The organism is Streptomyces sp. B1I3 (assembly GCF_030816615.1).
Lineage (GTDB): Bacteria > Actinomycetota > Actinomycetes > Streptomycetales > Streptomycetaceae > Streptomyces.
The window spans coordinates 4,514,916-4,532,483 of record NZ_JAUSYD010000001.1; the positions used below are offsets into that span (position 1 = coordinate 4,514,916).

Annotated in this window: 14 protein-coding genes; 9 read left to right on the plus strand and 5 right to left on the minus strand. The window is 71.3% G+C overall.

Annotated features, from left to right (window positions below; genetic code table 11):
* The first annotated feature begins 183 nt into the window (after nt 1-183).
* From QFZ58_RS20740 to QFZ58_RS20750, 3 genes are all read left to right on the plus strand, one after another.
* Nucleotides 184-1,359, plus strand: a complete 1,176-nt coding sequence (locus QFZ58_RS20740; protein ID WP_307126400.1) for a DUF2786 domain-containing protein — start codon at nt 184-186, stop codon at nt 1,357-1,359.
* An 80-nt stretch (nt 1,360-1,439) separates the two neighbouring features.
* Complete coding sequence (locus QFZ58_RS20745) at nt 1,440-3,548, plus strand: FUSC family protein (protein WP_307126401.1); 2,109 nt, start codon at nt 1,440-1,442, stop codon at nt 3,546-3,548.
* A gap of 762 nt (nt 3,549-4,310) precedes the next feature.
* The gene (locus tag QFZ58_RS20750; protein ID WP_307126402.1) at nt 4,311-4,553 is read left to right on the plus strand and encodes a DUF397 domain-containing protein; all 243 of its coding nucleotides are present in this window, start codon (nt 4,311-4,313) and stop codon (nt 4,551-4,553) included.
* Nucleotides 4,554-4,653: 100 nt separating this feature from the next.
* Here QFZ58_RS20750 and QFZ58_RS20755 read toward each other — a convergent pair whose 3' ends face one another.
* Nucleotides 4,654-5,259 (minus strand): ATP-binding protein, encoded by a 606-nt coding sequence (locus tag QFZ58_RS20755; RefSeq protein WP_307126403.1) that lies wholly within the window; start codon nt 5,257-5,259, stop codon nt 4,654-4,656.
* Between the two features lie 319 nt (nt 5,260-5,578).
* Between QFZ58_RS20755 and QFZ58_RS20760 the strand changes: the two genes are divergently transcribed.
* The 3 genes from QFZ58_RS20760 (at nt 5,579) to QFZ58_RS20770 (ending at nt 8,723) form a co-directional block, all read left to right on the plus strand.
* Nucleotides 5,579-6,460 (plus strand): helix-turn-helix transcriptional regulator, encoded by an 882-nt coding sequence (locus QFZ58_RS20760; protein ID WP_307126404.1) that lies wholly within the window; start codon nt 5,579-5,581, stop codon nt 6,458-6,460.
* 63 nt (nt 6,461-6,523) lie between these two features.
* Nucleotides 6,524-7,981 (plus strand): aldehyde dehydrogenase family protein, encoded by a 1,458-nt coding sequence (locus tag QFZ58_RS20765; RefSeq protein ID WP_307126405.1) that lies wholly within the window; start codon nt 6,524-6,526, stop codon nt 7,979-7,981.
* Between the two features lie 100 nt (nt 7,982-8,081).
* A complete protein-coding gene (locus QFZ58_RS20770; RefSeq protein ID WP_307126406.1) occupies nt 8,082-8,723 on the plus strand; it encodes a PadR family transcriptional regulator in 642 nt (213 codons plus the stop codon).
* 91 nt (nt 8,724-8,814) lie between these two features.
* On the opposite strand, the gene QFZ58_RS20775 is transcribed toward QFZ58_RS20770, so the two are convergent.
* Nucleotides 8,815-10,233 (minus strand): glutamate decarboxylase, encoded by a 1,419-nt coding sequence (locus QFZ58_RS20775; protein ID WP_307126407.1) that lies wholly within the window; start codon nt 10,231-10,233, stop codon nt 8,815-8,817.
* 76 nt (nt 10,234-10,309) lie between these two features.
* Nucleotides 10,310-10,675, minus strand: a complete 366-nt coding sequence (locus QFZ58_RS20780; RefSeq protein ID WP_307126408.1) for a YbjQ family protein — start codon at nt 10,673-10,675, stop codon at nt 10,310-10,312.
* Nucleotides 10,676-10,821: 146 nt separating this feature from the next.
* Between QFZ58_RS20780 and QFZ58_RS20785 the strand changes: the two genes are divergently transcribed.
* Nucleotides 10,822-12,192 (plus strand): DedA family protein, encoded by a 1,371-nt coding sequence (locus QFZ58_RS20785; protein ID WP_307126409.1) that lies wholly within the window; start codon nt 10,822-10,824, stop codon nt 12,190-12,192.
* A 63-nt stretch (nt 12,193-12,255) separates the two neighbouring features.
* Here QFZ58_RS20785 and QFZ58_RS20790 read toward each other — a convergent pair whose 3' ends face one another.
* Together QFZ58_RS20790 and QFZ58_RS20795 are read right to left on the minus strand one after the other, a co-directional pair.
* Nucleotides 12,256-13,974 (minus strand): threonine/serine exporter ThrE family protein, encoded by a 1,719-nt coding sequence (locus QFZ58_RS20790; protein WP_307126410.1) that lies wholly within the window; start codon nt 13,972-13,974, stop codon nt 12,256-12,258.
* A 197-nt stretch (nt 13,975-14,171) separates the two neighbouring features.
* Nucleotides 14,172-14,666: an inorganic diphosphatase gene (locus QFZ58_RS20795; protein ID WP_003968257.1), complete on the minus strand. Its 495-nt coding sequence runs from the start codon at nt 14,664-14,666 to the stop codon at nt 14,172-14,174.
* A gap of 86 nt (nt 14,667-14,752) precedes the next feature.
* Between QFZ58_RS20795 and dacB the strand changes: the two genes are divergently transcribed.
* Nucleotides 14,753-16,234 (plus strand): D-alanyl-D-alanine carboxypeptidase/D-alanyl-D-alanine-endopeptidase, encoded by a 1,482-nt coding sequence (dacB, locus tag QFZ58_RS20800; protein WP_307126411.1) that lies wholly within the window; start codon nt 14,753-14,755, stop codon nt 16,232-16,234.
* 48 nt (nt 16,235-16,282) lie between these two features.
* Nucleotides 16,283-17,428 carry a zinc-dependent metalloprotease gene (locus tag QFZ58_RS20805; protein ID WP_307126412.1) on the plus strand — a complete coding sequence of 382 codons (1,146 nt, stop codon included), beginning with the start codon at nt 16,283-16,285 and terminating at the stop codon, nt 17,426-17,428.
* The last annotated feature ends 140 nt before the right edge of the window (nt 17,429-17,568 follow it).

A 17,568-nucleotide genomic window follows, 5' to 3' on the forward strand; every position in this document is an offset into this window, starting at 1 on the left:
ACTTGGCGCACGGCGGCGAGCGGGAGCCCGGCGTCGTCTCCAGTCCCGCCCGGGTCCTGCCCCGAGGGCGGGACAGGACCCAGTTGCGCGGCGGTGCCTCCCTGCTCCGCCTCGGAAGCGAAGCCGCAGGGCGCCGCCCGCCGGTCCACTCCCGGCCGCACACCAGGTCGATACCCTGACCTGATGGAATCGGTGATCGACCAGGCATGTGCGGCGGCCCTCTACTCGGACGACGACGACGGCCTCGACACCGGTGCCTCCCTCCTCGCCGCCGACCCCTCGGCCGACGGGGAGCTGCACCGCCGCGGCGAGGAGTTAGTCCGCCGCGCCTGGGCGCGCGGCTGGCAGCCCGCCGACGTCGTACGGAGCGTCAGGCGGGAGCTGGACGAGGCCGGGGCCGCGCTCGCCGCCGCGCTGATCACCGCGGAGACCGCCCGGTACGGTCAGCTGCCGCCGCGCTGGGCGGACCAGCTCGCCGCGCTGCCCTCCCCGGCGCCCCGCAACCGGCCCGACCGCTTCACGTACGCCTCCGCGCTGCTGGAGCTGTATCGCCTGCTGCTGCGGCTCCCGGCCATCGAACCGGTCGGCCCGCCGCCCGGCACAGCGGCCGGCGACCGGCACCGGCCGCCCGCCCACGGCGAGCCCCGCATGCTCACCCGGATCCGCGCCCTGCTCGCCAAGGCCGAGGCGACGGGCTACCCGGAGGAGGCTGAGGCGCTCACCACGAAGGCGCAGGAGCTGATGGCCCGGCACAGCATCGACGAGGCCCTGCTCGCCGCCCGCACACACAGTGCCGAGGTCCCGGGAGCCTGCCGGATCGGTGTCGATGCCCCGTACGAGGATGCCAAGGCGATCCTGCTCGACGCGGTCGCCTCGGCGAACCGGTGCAGGGCCGTGTGGAACAGCGATCTCGGCTTCACCACGGTCGTCGGCTTCGAGCCGGACCTGGAGGCCGTGGAACTGCTCTTCACCTCACTGCTGGTGCAGGGCACCGCCGCGATGGCGAAGGCGGAGGCCGGACAGCGGGCCGGCGGCCGTAGGCGGACCAAGACCTTCCGGCAGTCCTTCCTCCTGGCGTACGCCCACCGCCTGGGCAGCCGGCTCGCCGCGGACACCGCACGCGTCACCGCGGAGGCCGGCTCCGGCGGCCCCGCGGGGGAGGGGCGTGAGGCCGCCGGCAGTCTGCTGCCGGTGCTCGCGGCCCGGGACGTCGCGGTCACCGACGCCGCGGAGCGGATGTTCCCGCGGACGACCACCGCACGGGTGCGCGGGGTCACGGACGCCGAGGGGTGGACCCACGGGACGAACGCGGCGAATCGGGCCGACGTGGGCAGAAGGGGGCCGGAGATCGGCCGGTAGGCCTGCCGGCCCGGGACCGGGACGTCCGGCGCCGCGCGCTGATCCACCACGGATGGAGGGGCAGCCCGTACGCTCGGACCATGAGCTGGTCGCGGGCGCTGAGGGAGACCGCCCGCTCGGGGCTGACGGTCGAGCGGCGGCGGCTGGAACCGCTCATCGCACTGCGGGGCGCGGTGGGCCTCGCCCTCGTCGTCGGGCTGAGCCTTGCGCTGTTCGGACCCGTCATCGCGGCGGGTTCCGCCTTCGGCGCGTTCCAGGCGGCCATCGCCACCTTCCAGCGCAGCTGGCGCCCCCGGCCGGTGCTCGCGCTGGTCTCCGGTGCCAGCCTCGCCGTGTCGACCTTCGTCGGTTACGTCACCGTCTCCCACACCCTGCTCTTCCTGTCCGTGCTGGTGGTCTGGACGTTCGCCGCCGGGATGGCCTGGGCCGCGGGCCCGACGGGCGGCATCATCGCGGCCTCCAACGTGGCGATCATGCTGGTGACGATCACCCTTCCCACCTCCGTCGCCGACGCCGCCGCGCACGCGGCCGTGATGGCGCTCGGCGGGCTGGTCCAGGCGGTGCTGATCGTGCTGTTCCCGGTCCGCAGATGGGGGGCCCAGCGCGACGCGCTCGCCGACGCCCTGGCCGCCGAGGCCGACTACGCCCGCAGCCTGCGCCACGACCCGACCGTGCACTTCGACCCCGTACCGCTGATGACCGCCCGCAGTGCGGCCGCCGTCACCTCGCGCCAGGCGCGCCGGCGCCCCGCCGAACTGCACGGGGCCCGCGGGATCGCCGAGCGCCTGCGGCCGGTGCTGGCCTCGCTCGCGGACCCGGCCCTGGGCGTGCCCGCCGAGGGCCTGGAGCGCGCCTGGGTGCGCGAGATGCTGGCCGCCGCCGGCTCCGTCCTGGACGCGGCGGCCACCGCGGTCCGGCACGGTGAGCCCGTCCGCATCGCCGCGACCGACCTCGGTGTCCTGCGGACCCCCGACAACGAGGTGATCCTCGTCGGGCCGCCCCGACGCGCGGCCGACCGGCTCAACGTCCTGCTCGCCGACGTCATCGAGATCGCCGAAGGGGCGGGCACCCGGGCCCCGGCGGCACACGCCACTCAGACGCGGCGGCGCCCCGGCCTGCTGCGGCTGGTCCCCGTGGTGCTGGCGGCGATGCGCCGGGAGCTGCACCGGAGGTCACCGATCCTGCGGCACGCCGTCCGCGTCTCGGTGGTCGCGGCCACCGGCTACCTCCTGGGCGCCGCGCTGCCGTTCGGCCACGGCTACTGGGCGCCGATGGCGGCCGTCATGGTGATGCGCCCGGACTTCTCACAGACCTACTCCCGTTCCGTGGCGCGGTTCGGCGGCACCGTCGTCGGGGTCGCCCTCGCCACCGGCATCGTCCAGGCGGTCCGGCCCGGGGTGACGGTCGCCGCGGGCCTCGCGGTGATCTGCGCCTTCCTCATGTACCTGCTGATGCGCACCGGGTACGCGGTCAGCCAGGTGTGCGTCTCCGCCTACGTGGTGTTCCTCCTCGGCATGGCGGGCGACGACTGGTCCCAGACCGTTCCCGAGCGGGTCGTCCTCACCCTTGTCGGAGGACTGCTCGCGATGGTCTCGTACGCCGTCTTCCCCGCCTGGGAGACCCCGCGGCTGCGCAACCGGCTCGCCGGCTGGCTGACCACGGACGGCCGTTACGCGGCCACGGTCCTGGACCACTACGCCGACCCGGCCACCGCCGATCTGGAGGACGTCCGCACCGCGCTGCTCACCACCCGCGAGGCCCGGGTCGCCTGGCAGGAGGCGCTGGAGACGGCCCAGCACGAGCCGGTACGGCACCGGGGCATCTCCAGGACCGCGGCCGACGACGCCCAGAAGGCGCTCGCCCAGCTCGGCAGGGTCGCCATGCTGATGGAGGCACACCTCCCGGCCGCCTCGGCCGACCCCGTGCCGGGGGCCGCGGAGCTGGCGGAGGCCCTGCGCACGTCCACGGAGCAGGGCGCCAGGGCCGTACGGGAGCGCCGCGTGCCGGACTGGGAGCCGGTGCGCCGGGTGGTGGAGGGCTGGGACGCCCCGGGGGCGGACCCGGCGGTGCCGGTCCCCGGCCCCTTCGTGCGGGGCGGCGCGGTCCTGCTCCTCCAGGCGCTGGAGGACTTCTCCCGCGGCCTGGAGGGCGCGGCGAGCACGGACGGCCGGGAGGGCGAAGCGTCCTGACGCACCGTCATGGCATGGGCATCTCCGGGAGGGCCGGACGGCATCTTGCCGGGGTCGGCCCTGGTCAGGGTGTCCTCGGCTCCGGCTGCCCAGGAGATGACGAGCGTCTTGCCGCCATGGGACTCGACGGCCCCCTCGGTGCGCTCGGTGTTGCCGTCGGCGCACGTCAGGGAGAGCGTCACCTCGCCCATGTCCTTCACGTCTCCCTGACAGACGTGCTGGTCCGCCACGAGCGCCGCCTTGCCGGACGCCACGGACAGGACGACGGCCCCGCTTTCGGAGGTACCCGCCCAGGTCCCGTCGAGCACCGTGGTCCCCGCGTCCCCGGACTCGTCGGCCCCGCCGCTGCCGCCTGGCATGGCACTCTCCTCGGCCCCGGCCTCCGCGGCGGAGTCCTTGCCCGTGTCGGTGTCGGCGTCGTCACTGCCGCAGGCGGTCAGCGCCAGTGCGGCGACCAGGCCGGCGGCGACGAGAGCGCCGGAGCGCGCGAACCTGTCCATGCGGAGTTCCCCCTCGGCGTTCCACGGCGAAAAGACCGCGCCACGCTACCAGCGCCGAGGAATAACTCACGGAAACGGGAGCCGAATAGGCGCTCCGTTCGTCTCTCTTCCATGGGGGTGGCTCAAGGGGCGGGCAGATCAAGGAAAGCTGTAATCATTCGCACACCCCGCGTGCACGTGCATCTGCTCATGCATCGGCATATGAACACAGCTATGATCCGAGCTAGTTGACACTTGCACCTTGCAACTCGGGGAGCGTCCTGTGCACCACGTGTACAACGGCATGGCGGCCACAGAGCTTCGCGGAGTCGTCTGGCAGAAGAGCAGACACAGCAACTCCCAGGGTTCCTGCGTGGAGTTCGCGAAACTGCCTGGCGGAAATGTGGCCATGCGCAACTCGCGCCACCCGGACGGACCGGCCCTCGTCTATACGCCGGCCGAGATAGAGGCACTTCTGCTGGGCGTCAAGGACGGAGAGTTCGACCACCTGGCCGCGGACGCCTGACCGCGTGCCCGCCCGCAGGCGCGGTGCGGGCACGCGGTCGGACGGCGTGGCAGCCGCGGGACGCCCTCGGAGCAGGACGGCCCCGGAGCAGGACGGCCCCTCAGAGGCTGTACGGGAACGCCTCGGCCCGCGGTGCGACGACGGCGGGAACGCGCTCCCCGGCCGGGCTGTCCGCGGCGGTGCTCCCGGCGGCCGTGTCCGCCAGCCGGAACAGCGCCCACACCACCTTTCCGCGCGGCAGGGTGCCGGGCCGCGCGTCCCCCGCCGGTACGGGCGAGGGATGCCAGCCCCAGGAGTCGCTGAACGACTCGACGAGGAACAGCCCGCGGCCCGACTCGGCGGAATCCGCCGCCTCACCGGCCACCGGGCCGTCCTCGCTGGGGTCACGCACGGCGCACACGAGCCGTGAGGTCCAGCGCATCAGATGCAGCCGCACCGACGGATCCTGGCGCTCCCGCGCGGGGTCGGCCGGAAGGGCGTGCCGCAGTGCGTTGGTGACCAGCTCGGACACGACCAGGGCGACGTCGTCGAAGCGGTCGCCCAGATCCCAGGAGGCCAGGGTGGTCCGGGTGAACTTCCGTGCGCCGCCCACCGCCTCGAAGCAGGACGGCAGCGTGCAGGAGGCCGAACCGGCGACCGCCGAGGGGTCGATGGGTGGGAGCCCTTGCCGTAACGGCTCGAGCGTCGTCGATCCATTCGTCCCCATACGAGGCACTCCCGGGAATCGCGGCTGTGGCGGCACTGCTTCTAACGGCACTGCGAGGGTGGAGCGGCACAACACGAACGAGCACGCAGGTGCGCGAGGCCCATGGTTCCCAATGCGCACGGCAGATGCAAGGGCAGATGCACGTGCACGCGCCGGACGTGCCCGGTAGCGTGGGGGTTCTGCCTCATTTATTCCGGGCACCGGTTTCGAGGCTTTCCGGATCTCTTGCTATTTCCGTAATCGAATGAGTACGCGCTGAAGCGTTTTGGTGGCAGAATCCGGCTCCGGGGTTCGGGGGGACCCCGATGCACGGGAAGCGATGGGGAGGGTTGGACCAGTGCCGGCAGGCGAGTCGAGTGGATCTGTGGTGCGGCGCATCCTGCTGGGCTCACAGCTCAGGCGGCTGCGCGAGTCGCGCGGCATCACCCGTGAGGCGGCCGGCTACTCCATCCGCGCCTCCGAATCGAAGATCAGCCGCATGGAGTTGGGACGGGTGAGCTTCAAGGCCAGGGACGTCGAGGACCTGCTCACGCTGTACGGAGTCACGGACGAGGCGGAGCGGGAGTCACTCCTCGGTCTGGCCCGTGAGGCCAACGTGGCGGGCTGGTGGCACAGTTACGGTGATGTGCTGCCCGGCTGGTTCCAGACGTATATCGGTCTGGAGGGAGCGGCCTCGCTCATCCGGATCTACGAAGTCCAGTTCGTACACGGCCTGTTGCAGACCGAGGCGTACGCCCACGCCGTCGTGGAGCGGGGTATGCGCGGTGCCCCGGCGGCCGAGATCGACCGCCGGGTCGCACTGAGACTGGAGCGCCAGAAGGCGCTGGTCTCCGAGCGGGCCCCCCGCTTCCACGCGGTGCTCGACGAGGCGGCCCTACGCCGCCCGTACGGGGAACGCGCGGTCATGCGGGCCCAGTTGCGGCACCTCATCGACATGTCGGAGCAGCCGAACATCACGCTCCAGGTGATGCCCTTCAGTTTCGGCGGCCACGCGGGAGAGAGCGGAGCATTCACGATGCTCCGTTTCCCGGAATCCGACCTGTCGGACATTGTCTATTTGGAGCAGCTGACAAGTGCGCTCTATCTGGACAAGCCGGAGGAAGTCGCCCAGTACGAAAAGGCCATGACGCGGCTCCACGAAGACAGTCCGGGCCCCGAAGAGAGCCGGGATCTTCTCCGGGGACTTCTCCAACTCAGCTGATTCGCCAGTACGATGACGTATCTACAGGAGTTCGTGCCTGCAGTGAGGGATTGAAGGGATTGCATGTCCTTCTTCAATGAACTGGCCCACCAGTACATCGACGGCGAGTGGCTGACCGGCAGCGGCTCGTGGGACATCATCGATTTCAATCCCTACAACGGCGAAAAGCTCTGTTCCATCCCCGTGGCCACCGCGGCGCAGACCGGCCTCGCCTATCAGGCCGCCGAACGCGCACAGCGCGCGTGGGCCGCGACCAACGCCTACGCGCGCCGGGACGTGCTCGAGAAGGCCGAACGCCTCGTCGGGGAGCGCGCGGACGACATCGTCGAGATGATCATCGACGAACTCGGCGGCACCCGCTTCCGGGCGGAGTACGAGGTGCGGGCCGCACGGGAGTTCCTCCGCGCCGCTGCCGGCCAGGCGCTCCGCCCGACGGGGCGTCTGCTGCCCTCGGCCACGGACGGCAAGGAGAACCGGCTCTACCGGCTGCCCGTCGGCGTCGTGGGCGTGATCAGCGCCTTCAACTTCCCCTTCCTGGTCACCATGAAGACCGTGGCCCCCGCCCTGGCGCTCGGCAACGCGGTCGTGGTGAAACCCCATCAGAACGCCCCGATCGTCGGCGGCGGACTGGTCGCGAGGATATTCGAGGACGCCGGGCTGCCCGCCGGGCTGCTGAACGTCCTGATCACCGACAGCGCGGAGATCGGCGACACGTTCATCGACCACCCCGTGCCCAAGGTGATCTCCTTCACCGGTTCGGACCGGGTCGGCCGGCACATCGCGGCGACCGCCGCCGGCCTGTTCAAGAAGACCGTCCTCGATCTGAGCGGCAACAGCGCGCTGGTCGTGCTGGAGGACGCCGACCTCGACCACGCGGTCCGGGCGGCCGTCTTCAGCCGTTTCCTGTACCAGGGGCAGGTCTCCATGGCCGCCAACCGCATCCTGGTGGACCGGTCCGTGGAGAAGGAGTTCACCGAGCGGTTCATCGCCGAGGTCGCCGCTCTCAAGGCCGGCGACCCTCGCGACCCCGAGACCAGGATCGGCCCGGTCATCAGCGAGTTCCAGGCCGACGCGCTCACGGCGCTGATCGACGAGGCGCTGGCGGCCGGTGCCACCGCCCTCGTACGGGGACGTACGCGCGGCAGTCTCGTCGAGCCGACGGTGCTGACCGGGCTGCCCGACGGTTCGCCGCTGCTGGCGCAGGAGATCTTCGGCCCGGTGGCGCTGCTGGTGCCGTTCGACGGCGAGGACGAGGCCGTGCGCGTCGTCAACGCCGGTCCCTACGGGCTGAGCGGGGCCGTGCACACGTCGGACGCCGAGCGGGGTGTGCGGTTCGCCCGGCGCATCGCGAGCGAAATGTTCCACGTCAACGACTCCACCGTCCAGGACGACCCGCTCGTCGCGTTCGGCGGCGGGGCGATGTCCGGCATGGGCAGGCTGAACGGCGAGGCGGCCGTGGAGGCCTTCACCACCCAGCAGTGGATCTCGGTCCAGCACGGACGGACGGCGTTCCCCTTCTGACCCTTCCGGCACCCGGTGGTCAGGGCGGCTGTCCGTCTTCCGGCTGGTCGCCGGGGATGCGGGATACCCTGAGGCCAGTTGATGGCAAGGGTGGGGTGGTATGTCGGCGATCCGTCTCCTGGTCCTGGGAGCCGTGCGTCAGCACGGCCGCGCGCACGGTTATCAGGTGCGCAACGACCTGGAGTACTGGGGCGCCCACGAGTGGTCCCACGCAAAACCCGGATCGATCTACCACGCACTCAAGCAGATGGCGAAGCAGGGACTGCTCCACGCCCACGAGGTCGCCCCGTCCACGGCCGGCGGACCACCCCGCACCGAGTACGAGATCACCGACAGCGGCACCCAGGAGTTCTTCACCCTGCTGCGCTCCTCGCTGACCTCCTACGACCAGAGCGTCGACGTGCTCTCGGCCGGGATCGGCTTCGTCGTCGACCTGGAGCGTGACGAGGCGGTGGCACTCCTGCGGGAGCGCGTCGCCGCCATCGAGGGCTGGCGGGCCTCGGTCACCGAGCACTACACGCCTTCGGAGGGCCCGGAGTCGCTCGGGCACATCGGCGAGATCATGAACATGTGGGTGCACGCGGCGGACGCGGGTGCCGAATGGACCCGTGGCCTGATCGCACGGATCGAGGCGGGGGCGTACACCTTCGCCGGTGAAGGCGAGCCCTTCGTCGGGGTGCTCGCCGAAGGGCAGGAAAATCCCTACGCCACCGGAGTCCCCGATCCCGGGGACGACCGCTGATCACGTGGGACGAGCACTTCGGCGGGTCCACCACTTCGTCCCCTGGTCGAGCTCGGCCGCACGAGGCCAAGGGCTGGTGGGCCCCGGGGCCTCAGTGGTGGAAGGCCGTCTCGACCCCCGCCCGGCTCGAGGGGTGCGCCTGAGCGCGTAGTTCGGGGAGGAGTCTGCGCACGTCGTCCAGCAGCAGCTCCGCGAGGTCGGAGGAGAACCCGTTGCGGCAGACGACGCGCAGCACCGAGAGGTCCTGGCGGTTGGCCGGGAAGGTGTAGGCGGGTACCAGCCAACCGCGCTCACGAAGCCGACGGGACACGTCGAAGACGTCGTACGCCGTCACCTCGGGCGTGGTCGTCAGGGCGAACACCGGGAGTTCGTCCCCCCGGGTCAGAAGGCGGAAGTCGTCCAGGGACTCCAACTCCGTGGCCAGCCGTCGCGCGATGTCCCGGGACGTCTGCTGGACGGCCCGGTAGCCGTCCCGGCCCAGCCGCAGGAAGGTGTAGTACTGCGCCACCACCTGTGCGCCGGGCCGGGAGAAGTTCAGCGCGAAGGTCGGCATGTCGCCGCCCAGGTAGTTGACCCGGAAGACCAGCTCCTCGGGGAGCTCGGCCGGTGAGCGCCACAGGGCCCAGCCCACGCCCGGGTAGACCAGGCCGTACTTGTGGCCCGACGTGTTGATCGAGGAGACCCGCGGGAGCCGGAAGTCCCACACGAGGTCCTCGTCGAGGAAAGGGGCCACCATGGCCCCGGACGCCCCGTCCACATGGACGGGGATGTCGAGTCCGGTCCGCTCCTGGAGCTCGTCCAGCGCGGCGCAGAGGTCGGCGATGGGCTCGTAGGAGCCGTCGAAGGTGGAGCCGAGGATGCCGACGACACCGATGGTGTTCTCGTCGCAGAGCTCGGCGGCCGCCTGCGGGTCCAGGTGGAAGCGCTCACCCTCCATCGGGACCTGCCGGGGCTCGACCTCCCAGAACGTGCAGAACTTGTCCCAGCAGACCTGGACGTTGACGCCCATGACGAGGTTGGGCCGGGCGGTCGCCGGGTAGCGGTCTGCGTTCCTCGCCGCCCAACGCCGTTTGAGTGCCATCCCGGCCAGCATGCAGGCTTCGCTCGACCCCGTGGTCGAACAGCCGACCGCGGTCGCCGGGTCGGGTGCGTTCCAGAGGTCGGCGAGCATCGCCACGCACCGCCGCTCCAGCTCGGCGGTGCGTGGGTACTCGTCCTTGTCGATCATGTTCTTGTCCCGGCACTCGCCCATCAGCACACCGGCCTGGGGCTCCATCCAGGTGGTGACGAAGGTCGCCAGGTTGAGCCGGGAGTTGCCGTCGAGCATCAGCTCGTCGTGCACGAGCCGGTAAGCGGTCATGGGTGGCAACGGACCGTCGGGGAGGCGATGGGTGGGAGGTGCCGCGACCATCGGCGCGGTCGGGTCCGCCTCCCCGAAGAACGGGTTGAGGGCGAGTCTGCGGTGCTCGTCGGACGGCGTCCGACCGTGTGATCCCTGGTGGAGCGGCATCGGGTGTTCCTCTCAGTTCTCGGCCGCGAGGCCGGAGGGAGGAGGGTGGAGGGGAGACGGGGTGTGCCGAGGACGGTCAGGACCTGCTGATGACGGCCGCAGTCCCGTACGCGCAGACCTCTGTGCCCACGTCGGCCGCCTCGCTGACGTCGAAGCGCATCATCAGCACCGCGTTGGCGCCGCGTGCCCTGGCCTGTTCGACGAGCCGTTCCATCGCCTGGTTGCGGGTCTCGACCAGGGTCTTGGTCAGCCCTTTCAGCTCACCGCCGATCACCGACTTCAGACCCGCGCCGATCTGGCTGCCGAGATGCCGCGACCGCACGGTGAGCCCGAAGACCTCGCCGATGACCTGCGTCACCTGGTAACCCGGGACGTCGTTCGTCGTGACGACCAGGACGTCCGCCTGCGGCGTCTGTCCGCCGCCGTAGTCCTCAATGCCCATGACGTGGCACCTCCTGGGGTCAGCCTCGCCCCGGTTCGGACCGGGCGCATCCTTGGCTACGCCACTGGAACCCAGAGGCGTTCCCCGGCGTTGATAGCTTGGGACGGCCACGCAGCCGCCATCGATCGATCCTGGAGCCCGGACCCTTGAATACGCTTGCGCTCGGCCCGAGCTGGCTGGACCCGGATTACCTGCTCAACACGTTCGGGCTTCCCGGCCTCCTGCTCATCGTGTTCGCCGAGTCCGGACTGCTGATCGGCTTCTTCCTGCCCGGTGACTCCCTGCTGTTCACCACGGGTCTCCTGGTGACCACGGGCGACCTGAAGTACCCGCTCTGGCTGGTCTGCCTCCTGGTCGCGCTCGCGGCGATCATCGGCGACCAGGTCGGCTACCTCTTCGGCCGCAAGGTGGGCCCGTCGCTCTTCAGGCGCCCGGACTCCCGGCTCTTCAAACAGGAGAACGTCGAGAAGGCCCACGACTTCTTCGAGAAGTACGGACCGAAGTCGCTGGTGCTGGCCCGCTTCGTGCCCATCGTGCGCACGTTCACGCCGATCATCGCCGGTGTGAGCCGGATGAACTACCGCTCGTTCATCACGTTCAACATCATCGGAGGCGTGCTCTGGGGCGTCGGTGTGACGCTGCTCGGCGCGGGCCTCGGCAAGATCGATTTCGTGCACGAGCACATCGAACTGATCCTCATCCTGATCGTTCTGGTATCCGTGGTGCCGATCGGCATCGAGTTCCTGAGGGCCCGCAGCAAGTCGAAGAAGTCGGCTGCCGAGGAGCCGCGGGAGGACGAGGGCGCCACCGGTCAGGTCCACGGCCGGGACGAGGACCCGTACGACGGCGGGCAGGGCGCAGCGCACAACGCCGGCCCGTACACCGCAGCCCCGGAGGCAGGGCCGTACGGCAACGGCGGAGCGACCCAGTACGGCAACGGCCCGGCCGACCCGTACGGAAACGCCCCGGCCGACCCGTACGGCACCGGACCGTACGACGGCGGTCAGGCGGCCCCGTACGGCGGCGGTCAGGACCCGTACGGAAGCGCCCAGGCGGCCCCGTACGGCGGCGGCCGGCAGCACGGCAACGGGTATGGGGAGCCGTACGGCGGTGGGCAGAACCAGTACGGCGACCCTGGTCAGGGCCAGTACGGCAACGGGCAGGGCGAGTACGGCGGTGGGCAGAACCACTACGGCGACCCTGGCCAGGGCCAGTACGGCAACGGGCAGAACCAGTACGGCGACCCTGGACAGGGCCAGTACGGCAACGGGCAGAACCAGTACGGCGGTGGGCAGGGCCAGTTCGGCAACGGCCAGGCGTCCCCCTACGGCAACGGCCAGGAGTCCTACGGAAACGCCCAGGCGGCCCCGTACGGCAACGGCCATGACCCGTACGGCAACGGAGGTCAGGCGGGCCCGTACGGCGACGCCCGGCCGTACGGCAACGGGCAGGCCGCCCCGGACGGTGGCGACCAGGAGGGCGACGCCGGCTCGTACGGATGGCAGGACAGGCGCTGACCCCGTAGCTGCGCGAACGGCGCCTCGGTCCCCCGCACAAGGGGACCGAGGCGCCGTTCGATGTCAGAAGCCGCGCGTCCGCTTGGCGGCCCGGCGGGACGGGCCGCCTTCGACGCCGCCCGGGACCCGCATGAACAGCCGTGAGATCTCACTTCCCAGATTCACCCCGATGGCGATGGCCAGAGCAGTCGCCACGGCGGTGGTGAGGGAGGCGAGCCCGGCGTCCACCTCGTTCTGCGCCACGCCCAGCAGACCGAAGTACGTCGCCGAACCGGGCAGCAGCGGACCGATCGCCGCGGTGATGTAGGGCAGTGACGAGGTGTAGCGGTAACGCGAGAACAACTGGCCGAACAGGCCCACCAGACCGGCCGCCACCGCTGTCGCGGCCACCGGCGAGATGTTCCCGGTCCGGGCCATCGCACCGAAGATGATCCAGGCCACGCCCCCGTTGAGGGTGACCGCCAGCACGGTGGATCGCTCCTGCTGGAGCAGGATGGCGAAGGCCAGGGTGAGGGCCATCGACGCCAGGATCTGGACCACCGGACGGTCGCTGGCCACGAACCGCGCCTCCGGGTTGAGCTCGGCACCGAGCTGGACACCCAGGTAGAGCATCAGCAGCACCCCGGCGACGATGCCGATGAAGAAGTACATGACCTCCAGGAGCCGGGCTGCCGCGGTGATGTAGTAACCGGTCAGCCCGTCCTGCACACCGGCGACCAGGGCCCGCCCTGGAAGCAGCGCGAACAGCCCACCGGTGATCACCGCGGACGGCCGGACACCCGTCGAATGGGTGAGGGTCAGCGCGATGCCTATGGCCGCCGGGGGCATCGCCGCGGCCATGAACTGGTAGAACTCGGGCAGGCCGCGGCCCGCGCAGAGCCAGGCCAGCCGGTCCCCGAGCATCGCGCCCGCCGCGGCCACGATGAAGACCAGCACACCGCCGCCGACCAGTACCGAAGCCGAGCCCGCGAGCAGGCCGGCGGCTGCCGTCAGGGCCCAGCCGGGATACGGGTGCCGGTTACGGCGGATCTCGGCGAGGCGGCGGTAGGCCTCCTCCAGGGAGACCTCGACGTGTTCGATGCTCGTGATGTCGTCGATCAGCCGGAAGACCGCGGCCAGCCGGGTGTAGTCCGTGCCCCGGCGGCGTACGGTGCGGCTGGCGGTCACGGGGTCGTCGACCAGGGACGGCTGGTGCGAGATGGACAGCAGCGTGAAGGTCACCGTCGGCTCACAGCGGTCGAGCCCGTAGGAGCGCGACACCGCGAACATGGCCGCCTCGACGTCCTCGGCGCCCTCCCCGCCCGCCAGCAGCAGCTCCCCGATACGCAGCGTCAGGTCGAGCACGCGCGGTACCGCCGGGCCCGAGTCGTCGGTCTTCTGCATGCTCTCGGGCGCCGGCCGCTCGAACACGGGCATGCGCAGCATCGTGCGCATCCGGTCCTGCCAGGGGGCTTCCTTGGTCAGCCGGACCATCGGAATGCCGTGCGCGGGAGTGAAGGCGGGAGGCTGCTGCTGGGCGTTGTAACCGCTCGGCGGGACGAAAGCGGAACTCAGCGGCTCGCCACCCGGACCGCCGCCCGAGCCCCCGGCGGGAGCCTGGCCCGGACCCGAGGCCGCCGGGGGATCGGTGTGCAGGCCGGCCGGGAGGGCGAACTCCGACGTGGGGTGGTCGTCCTCGGACGGCGCGGAGGGCTGCTCCACACCGGCCGGCGGGACGAAGGCGCTGCGCGCCTCGTCGGACTGGGGCTTCTGGTCCTCGGGACCGCCCGGTTCCGCCACCACTCGACCTCGTTCCTTCCTCGACACGCGTCCTGGGAGCGCTCCTGCCCAGTATGGGCACGGACATGGGCCACCACGCGCAACGGGCGGCGCACCGGTGAAAGGTGCGCCGCCCGTCGTACGTACGGTCAGCGGGGCCGTCGGCCCGAAGCGTCACGATCCGCGTCGTCCGCCCGTAAGCGGAACGGGACGGACTGAAGTCAGTGCGCGCCGCCCTGCGCCTCGAGGCGCTTGTAGGAGGCCTCGATCTCGGCCTCCGCCTCGGCGCGGCCGACCCAGTCGGCGCCCTCGACGGACTTGCCCGGCTCCAGGTCCTTGTAGACCTCGAAGAAGTGCTGGATCTCGAGGCGGTCGAACTCCGACACGTGGTGGATGTCGCGCAGGTGCTCCACCCGGGGGTCGGACGCCGGGACGCACAGCAGCTTGTCGTCGCCGCCGGCCTCGTCGGTCATCCGGAACATGCCGATGGCGCGGCACTTGATGAGGCAACCGGGGAAGGTCGGCTCGTCCAGGATGACCAGCGCGTCCAGCGGGTCGCCGTCCTCGCCGAGGGTGTTCTCGACGAAGCCGTAGTCGGCCGGGTAGCTGGTCGAGGTGAAGAGTCGACGGTCCAGGCGGATCCGACCGGTCTCGTGGTCCACCTCGTACTTGTTCCGCGAACCCTTCGGGATCTCGATGGTGACGTCGAACTCCACGGGTGGCTCCTCCATGATCAACACATACGACTGGTGGTTAAGTGTCCCTCACGCAGATGAGTGCTCGCGAAAGGGGCTGGTCAACGGTGGCCGAGCCGGTGCATGGACCGACGGACGAACCGTTGAGCCGGTGGGGCGGGTGGAAAGGACCGAAGCGTCCGGGGCGGGGCAGCGGCCCGAACGACCGGCGGTTCGTCGCCTGCTCCGCGGTGCTCGGCCTGGCGGTCGCCGCCGGGGCCGTTCTCGCCGCCGGTCCCTGGGACTCCGGTCAGCGTAAGGCCGAGCAGGACCGGGCGGCCGCCAGTGAGCGTTCAGGTGGCGCACATCACCAGGGGACCGGGGCCACGGCGCCGCGACCCGCGGCCAGCGCACCCGCCGTCCTGGCCGCCCTGGGGACCGCGGAGGGCCTGAAGGAGCCCGCGGGCGAGGGCGGCCTGAAAACCGTTCTGGCGCCCCTGCTCGACGATCCCGCCCTCGGCGCCCTGCGCACCGCCGCGGTCGTCGACACGGCCACCGGCAAGCAGCTGTACGCGCGCGGCGCCGCCACGCCCATGACCCCGGCCTCCACCGTGAAGCTCGCCACCGTCGCCGCCGCGCTCTCCGCCCTGGGCCCCGGCCACCGCATCGCCACCACCGTCCGGATGTCGAAGGACGCGAGGACGGTCACTCTCGTCGGCGGCGGCGACCCCACCCTCGACGAGGCGGCACTGCGCGACCTCGCGGCCGGGACCGCGCGCGCCGTGCGCGCGAGCGGCACGAAGGCCGTCACCCTGACCTACGACACGTCGCGGTACTCGGGCCCGGCTCTGCATCCCATCAGCCCCAACGAGAACATCGCCCCCGTCAGTGCGCTCATGGTCGACGAGGGACGCCTCGACGACAGCGACAAGGGGCCCGCCCCTCGCACCGGCGACCCGGCCAGGGACGCCGCCCGTACCTTCGCGGGCCTGCTCGGCGACGCCGGAGTGGACACCCGGTCGGCCCCCTCGTCCGGGCGGGCGGCGGCCGGTACGACCGTGGCCACCCACCTGTCCGCGCCGCTGTCCGCCCTGGTCGAACGCGCCCTGACCAACAGCGACAACGACATCGCGGAGGCCCTGGCCCGGCAGACGGCCCTGAAGGCGGGGATGCCGGCCTCCTTCGCCGGAGGGCGGCGTGCCGTGACCGAACGGCTGAAGAAGCTGGGCCTGCCGGTCGCCGGCGCACGCCTCGCCGACGGGAGCGGTCTCGACCGCGCGGACAAGGTCACGGCCGGCCTCCTCACCGGCCTGCTCGCGCTCGCGGCCGGCCCCGGCCACCCGGAGCTGCGCCCGATCCTCACCGGCCTGCCGGTGGCCGGGTTCAGCGGGACGCTCGGCGGCCGCTACACCACGACGTCCCGGGGCACCGGCCTGATCCGCGCGAAGACGGGCACGCTCACCGGGGTGAACGCACTCGCCGGGACGGCGGTCGACGCTCAGGGCCGACTGCTCGCCTTCGCCTTCCTGGCCTCGGGCACCACCTCGCCGCACGAGGCGGAAGCCGCCCTGGACGCTTCGGCCACCGCACTCACCCGGGGCACCCGCTGAGCGGCTGACACCCCACCGCGGGGCGGCCACCTCACGTACGGTTGACGCATGACGAGCGTCGGTGGTGCCGAGATGGTCGACTGGAAACTCGCGGTCGCGACCGCGACCCGGTTCGTGCGGCCGGGTCCCGAGATCAGCCGTGAGGAGGCCCGCGCCGTCGTCGCGGAGCTCCGCCGGCATGCCAAGGCCTCGGAGGAACACGTCCGTTCGTTCACCCGGATGATCCCGGAGGGGCACGAACCCGAGGACACACCGGTCCTGGTGGTCGACCGGGCGGGATGGATCCGGGCCAACGTCGCCGGCTTCCGTGAACTGCTGCGTCCCTTGCTGAGCAAGATGCAGGACCGCCGCGGCAACGGCCCCGGCGGCATGGTGCTCGGCGCGGTCGGCGGCAAGGTGACCGGTGTCGAACTGGGCATGCTGCTGTCGTTCCTGGCCTCCCGGGTCCTGGGTCAGTACGAGACCTTCGCGCCCGCCACCCGGGAGCTCCCCGCCTCCGCCGTGGGCGGTGGCAGGCTGCTGCTGGTCGCCCCCAACATCGTGCACGTCGAACGCGAACTCGGCGTCGATCCACACGACTTCCGGCTCTGGGTGGCCCTCCACGAAGAGACTCACCGCACCCAGTTCACCGGCGTTCCCTGGCTCCGTGACCACCTGAGGGGCGAGATCCAGTCGTTCCTCGACGAGACGGACGTCGATCCGATGACCGTCCTGGAACGCCTCCGGGAGGCCGCCCAGACCTTCGCCGGAGGCAGCCGTCCCGAGGGCGAGCAGGGGGAGGGGGACGACGACGGCGGGCGCAGTCTCGTCGAGATCGTCCAGACGCCCGCGCAGCGCGAGATCCTCGGCCGGCTCACCGCGGTGATGTCCCTGCTCGAGGGCCACGCCGACTTCGTGATGGACGGGGTGGGGCCCGACGTCGTGGGCTCCGTCGCCGAGATCCGGGAGAAGTTCCAGCAGCGCAGGGCGCGTGGCGCCGGCCGTCTCGACCTGGCGCTGCGCAAGCTCCTGGGCCTGGACGCCAAGCTGCGGCAGTACCGCGACGGTGAGAAGTTCGTGCGTGCCGTGGTCGACGAGGTCGGCATGGACGGCTTCAACCGGGTGTGGACCTCTCCCAACACCCTCCCCACCAAGGCGGAGATCGCCGCGCCGGCGGAGTGGGTGGCCCGCGTGCACCGTAGGGCAGATTCATGATCACAGCCTGACCGACGGCAGGAGATTGCCCCTCCAATCACCCATCCGGGGGACCATAGGGGCATGGGAAGGCGTGCAATGCTCGGTGAACAGCTTGGCTCTGTCACCATCGACGCACTCTGAGTGACGGGACCCCGTGG

Coding starts and splice junctions, on each gene's coding strand:
- QFZ58_RS20755 (WP_307126403.1), bottom strand. CDS start 5,259: ATGGGGACGAATGGATCGACGACGCTCGAGCCGTTACGGCAAGGGCTC.
- QFZ58_RS20775 (WP_307126407.1), bottom strand. CDS start 10,233: ATGCCGCTCCACCAGGGATCACACGGTCGGACGCCGTCCGACGAGCAC.
- QFZ58_RS20760 (WP_307126404.1), top strand. CDS start 5,579: ATGGGGAGGGTTGGACCAGTGCCGGCAGGCGAGTCGAGTGGATCTGTG.
- QFZ58_RS20740 (WP_307126400.1), top strand. CDS start 184: ATGGAATCGGTGATCGACCAGGCATGTGCGGCGGCCCTCTACTCGGAC.
- QFZ58_RS20770 (WP_307126406.1), top strand. CDS start 8,082: ATGTCGGCGATCCGTCTCCTGGTCCTGGGAGCCGTGCGTCAGCACGGC.
- QFZ58_RS20780 (WP_307126408.1), bottom strand. CDS start 10,675: ATGGGCATTGAGGACTACGGCGGCGGACAGACGCCGCAGGCGGACGTC.
- QFZ58_RS20745 (WP_307126401.1), top strand. CDS start 1,440: ATGAGCTGGTCGCGGGCGCTGAGGGAGACCGCCCGCTCGGGGCTGACG.
- QFZ58_RS20765 (WP_307126405.1), top strand. CDS start 6,524: ATGTCCTTCTTCAATGAACTGGCCCACCAGTACATCGACGGCGAGTGG.
- QFZ58_RS20805 (WP_307126412.1), top strand. CDS start 16,283: ATGACGAGCGTCGGTGGTGCCGAGATGGTCGACTGGAAACTCGCGGTC.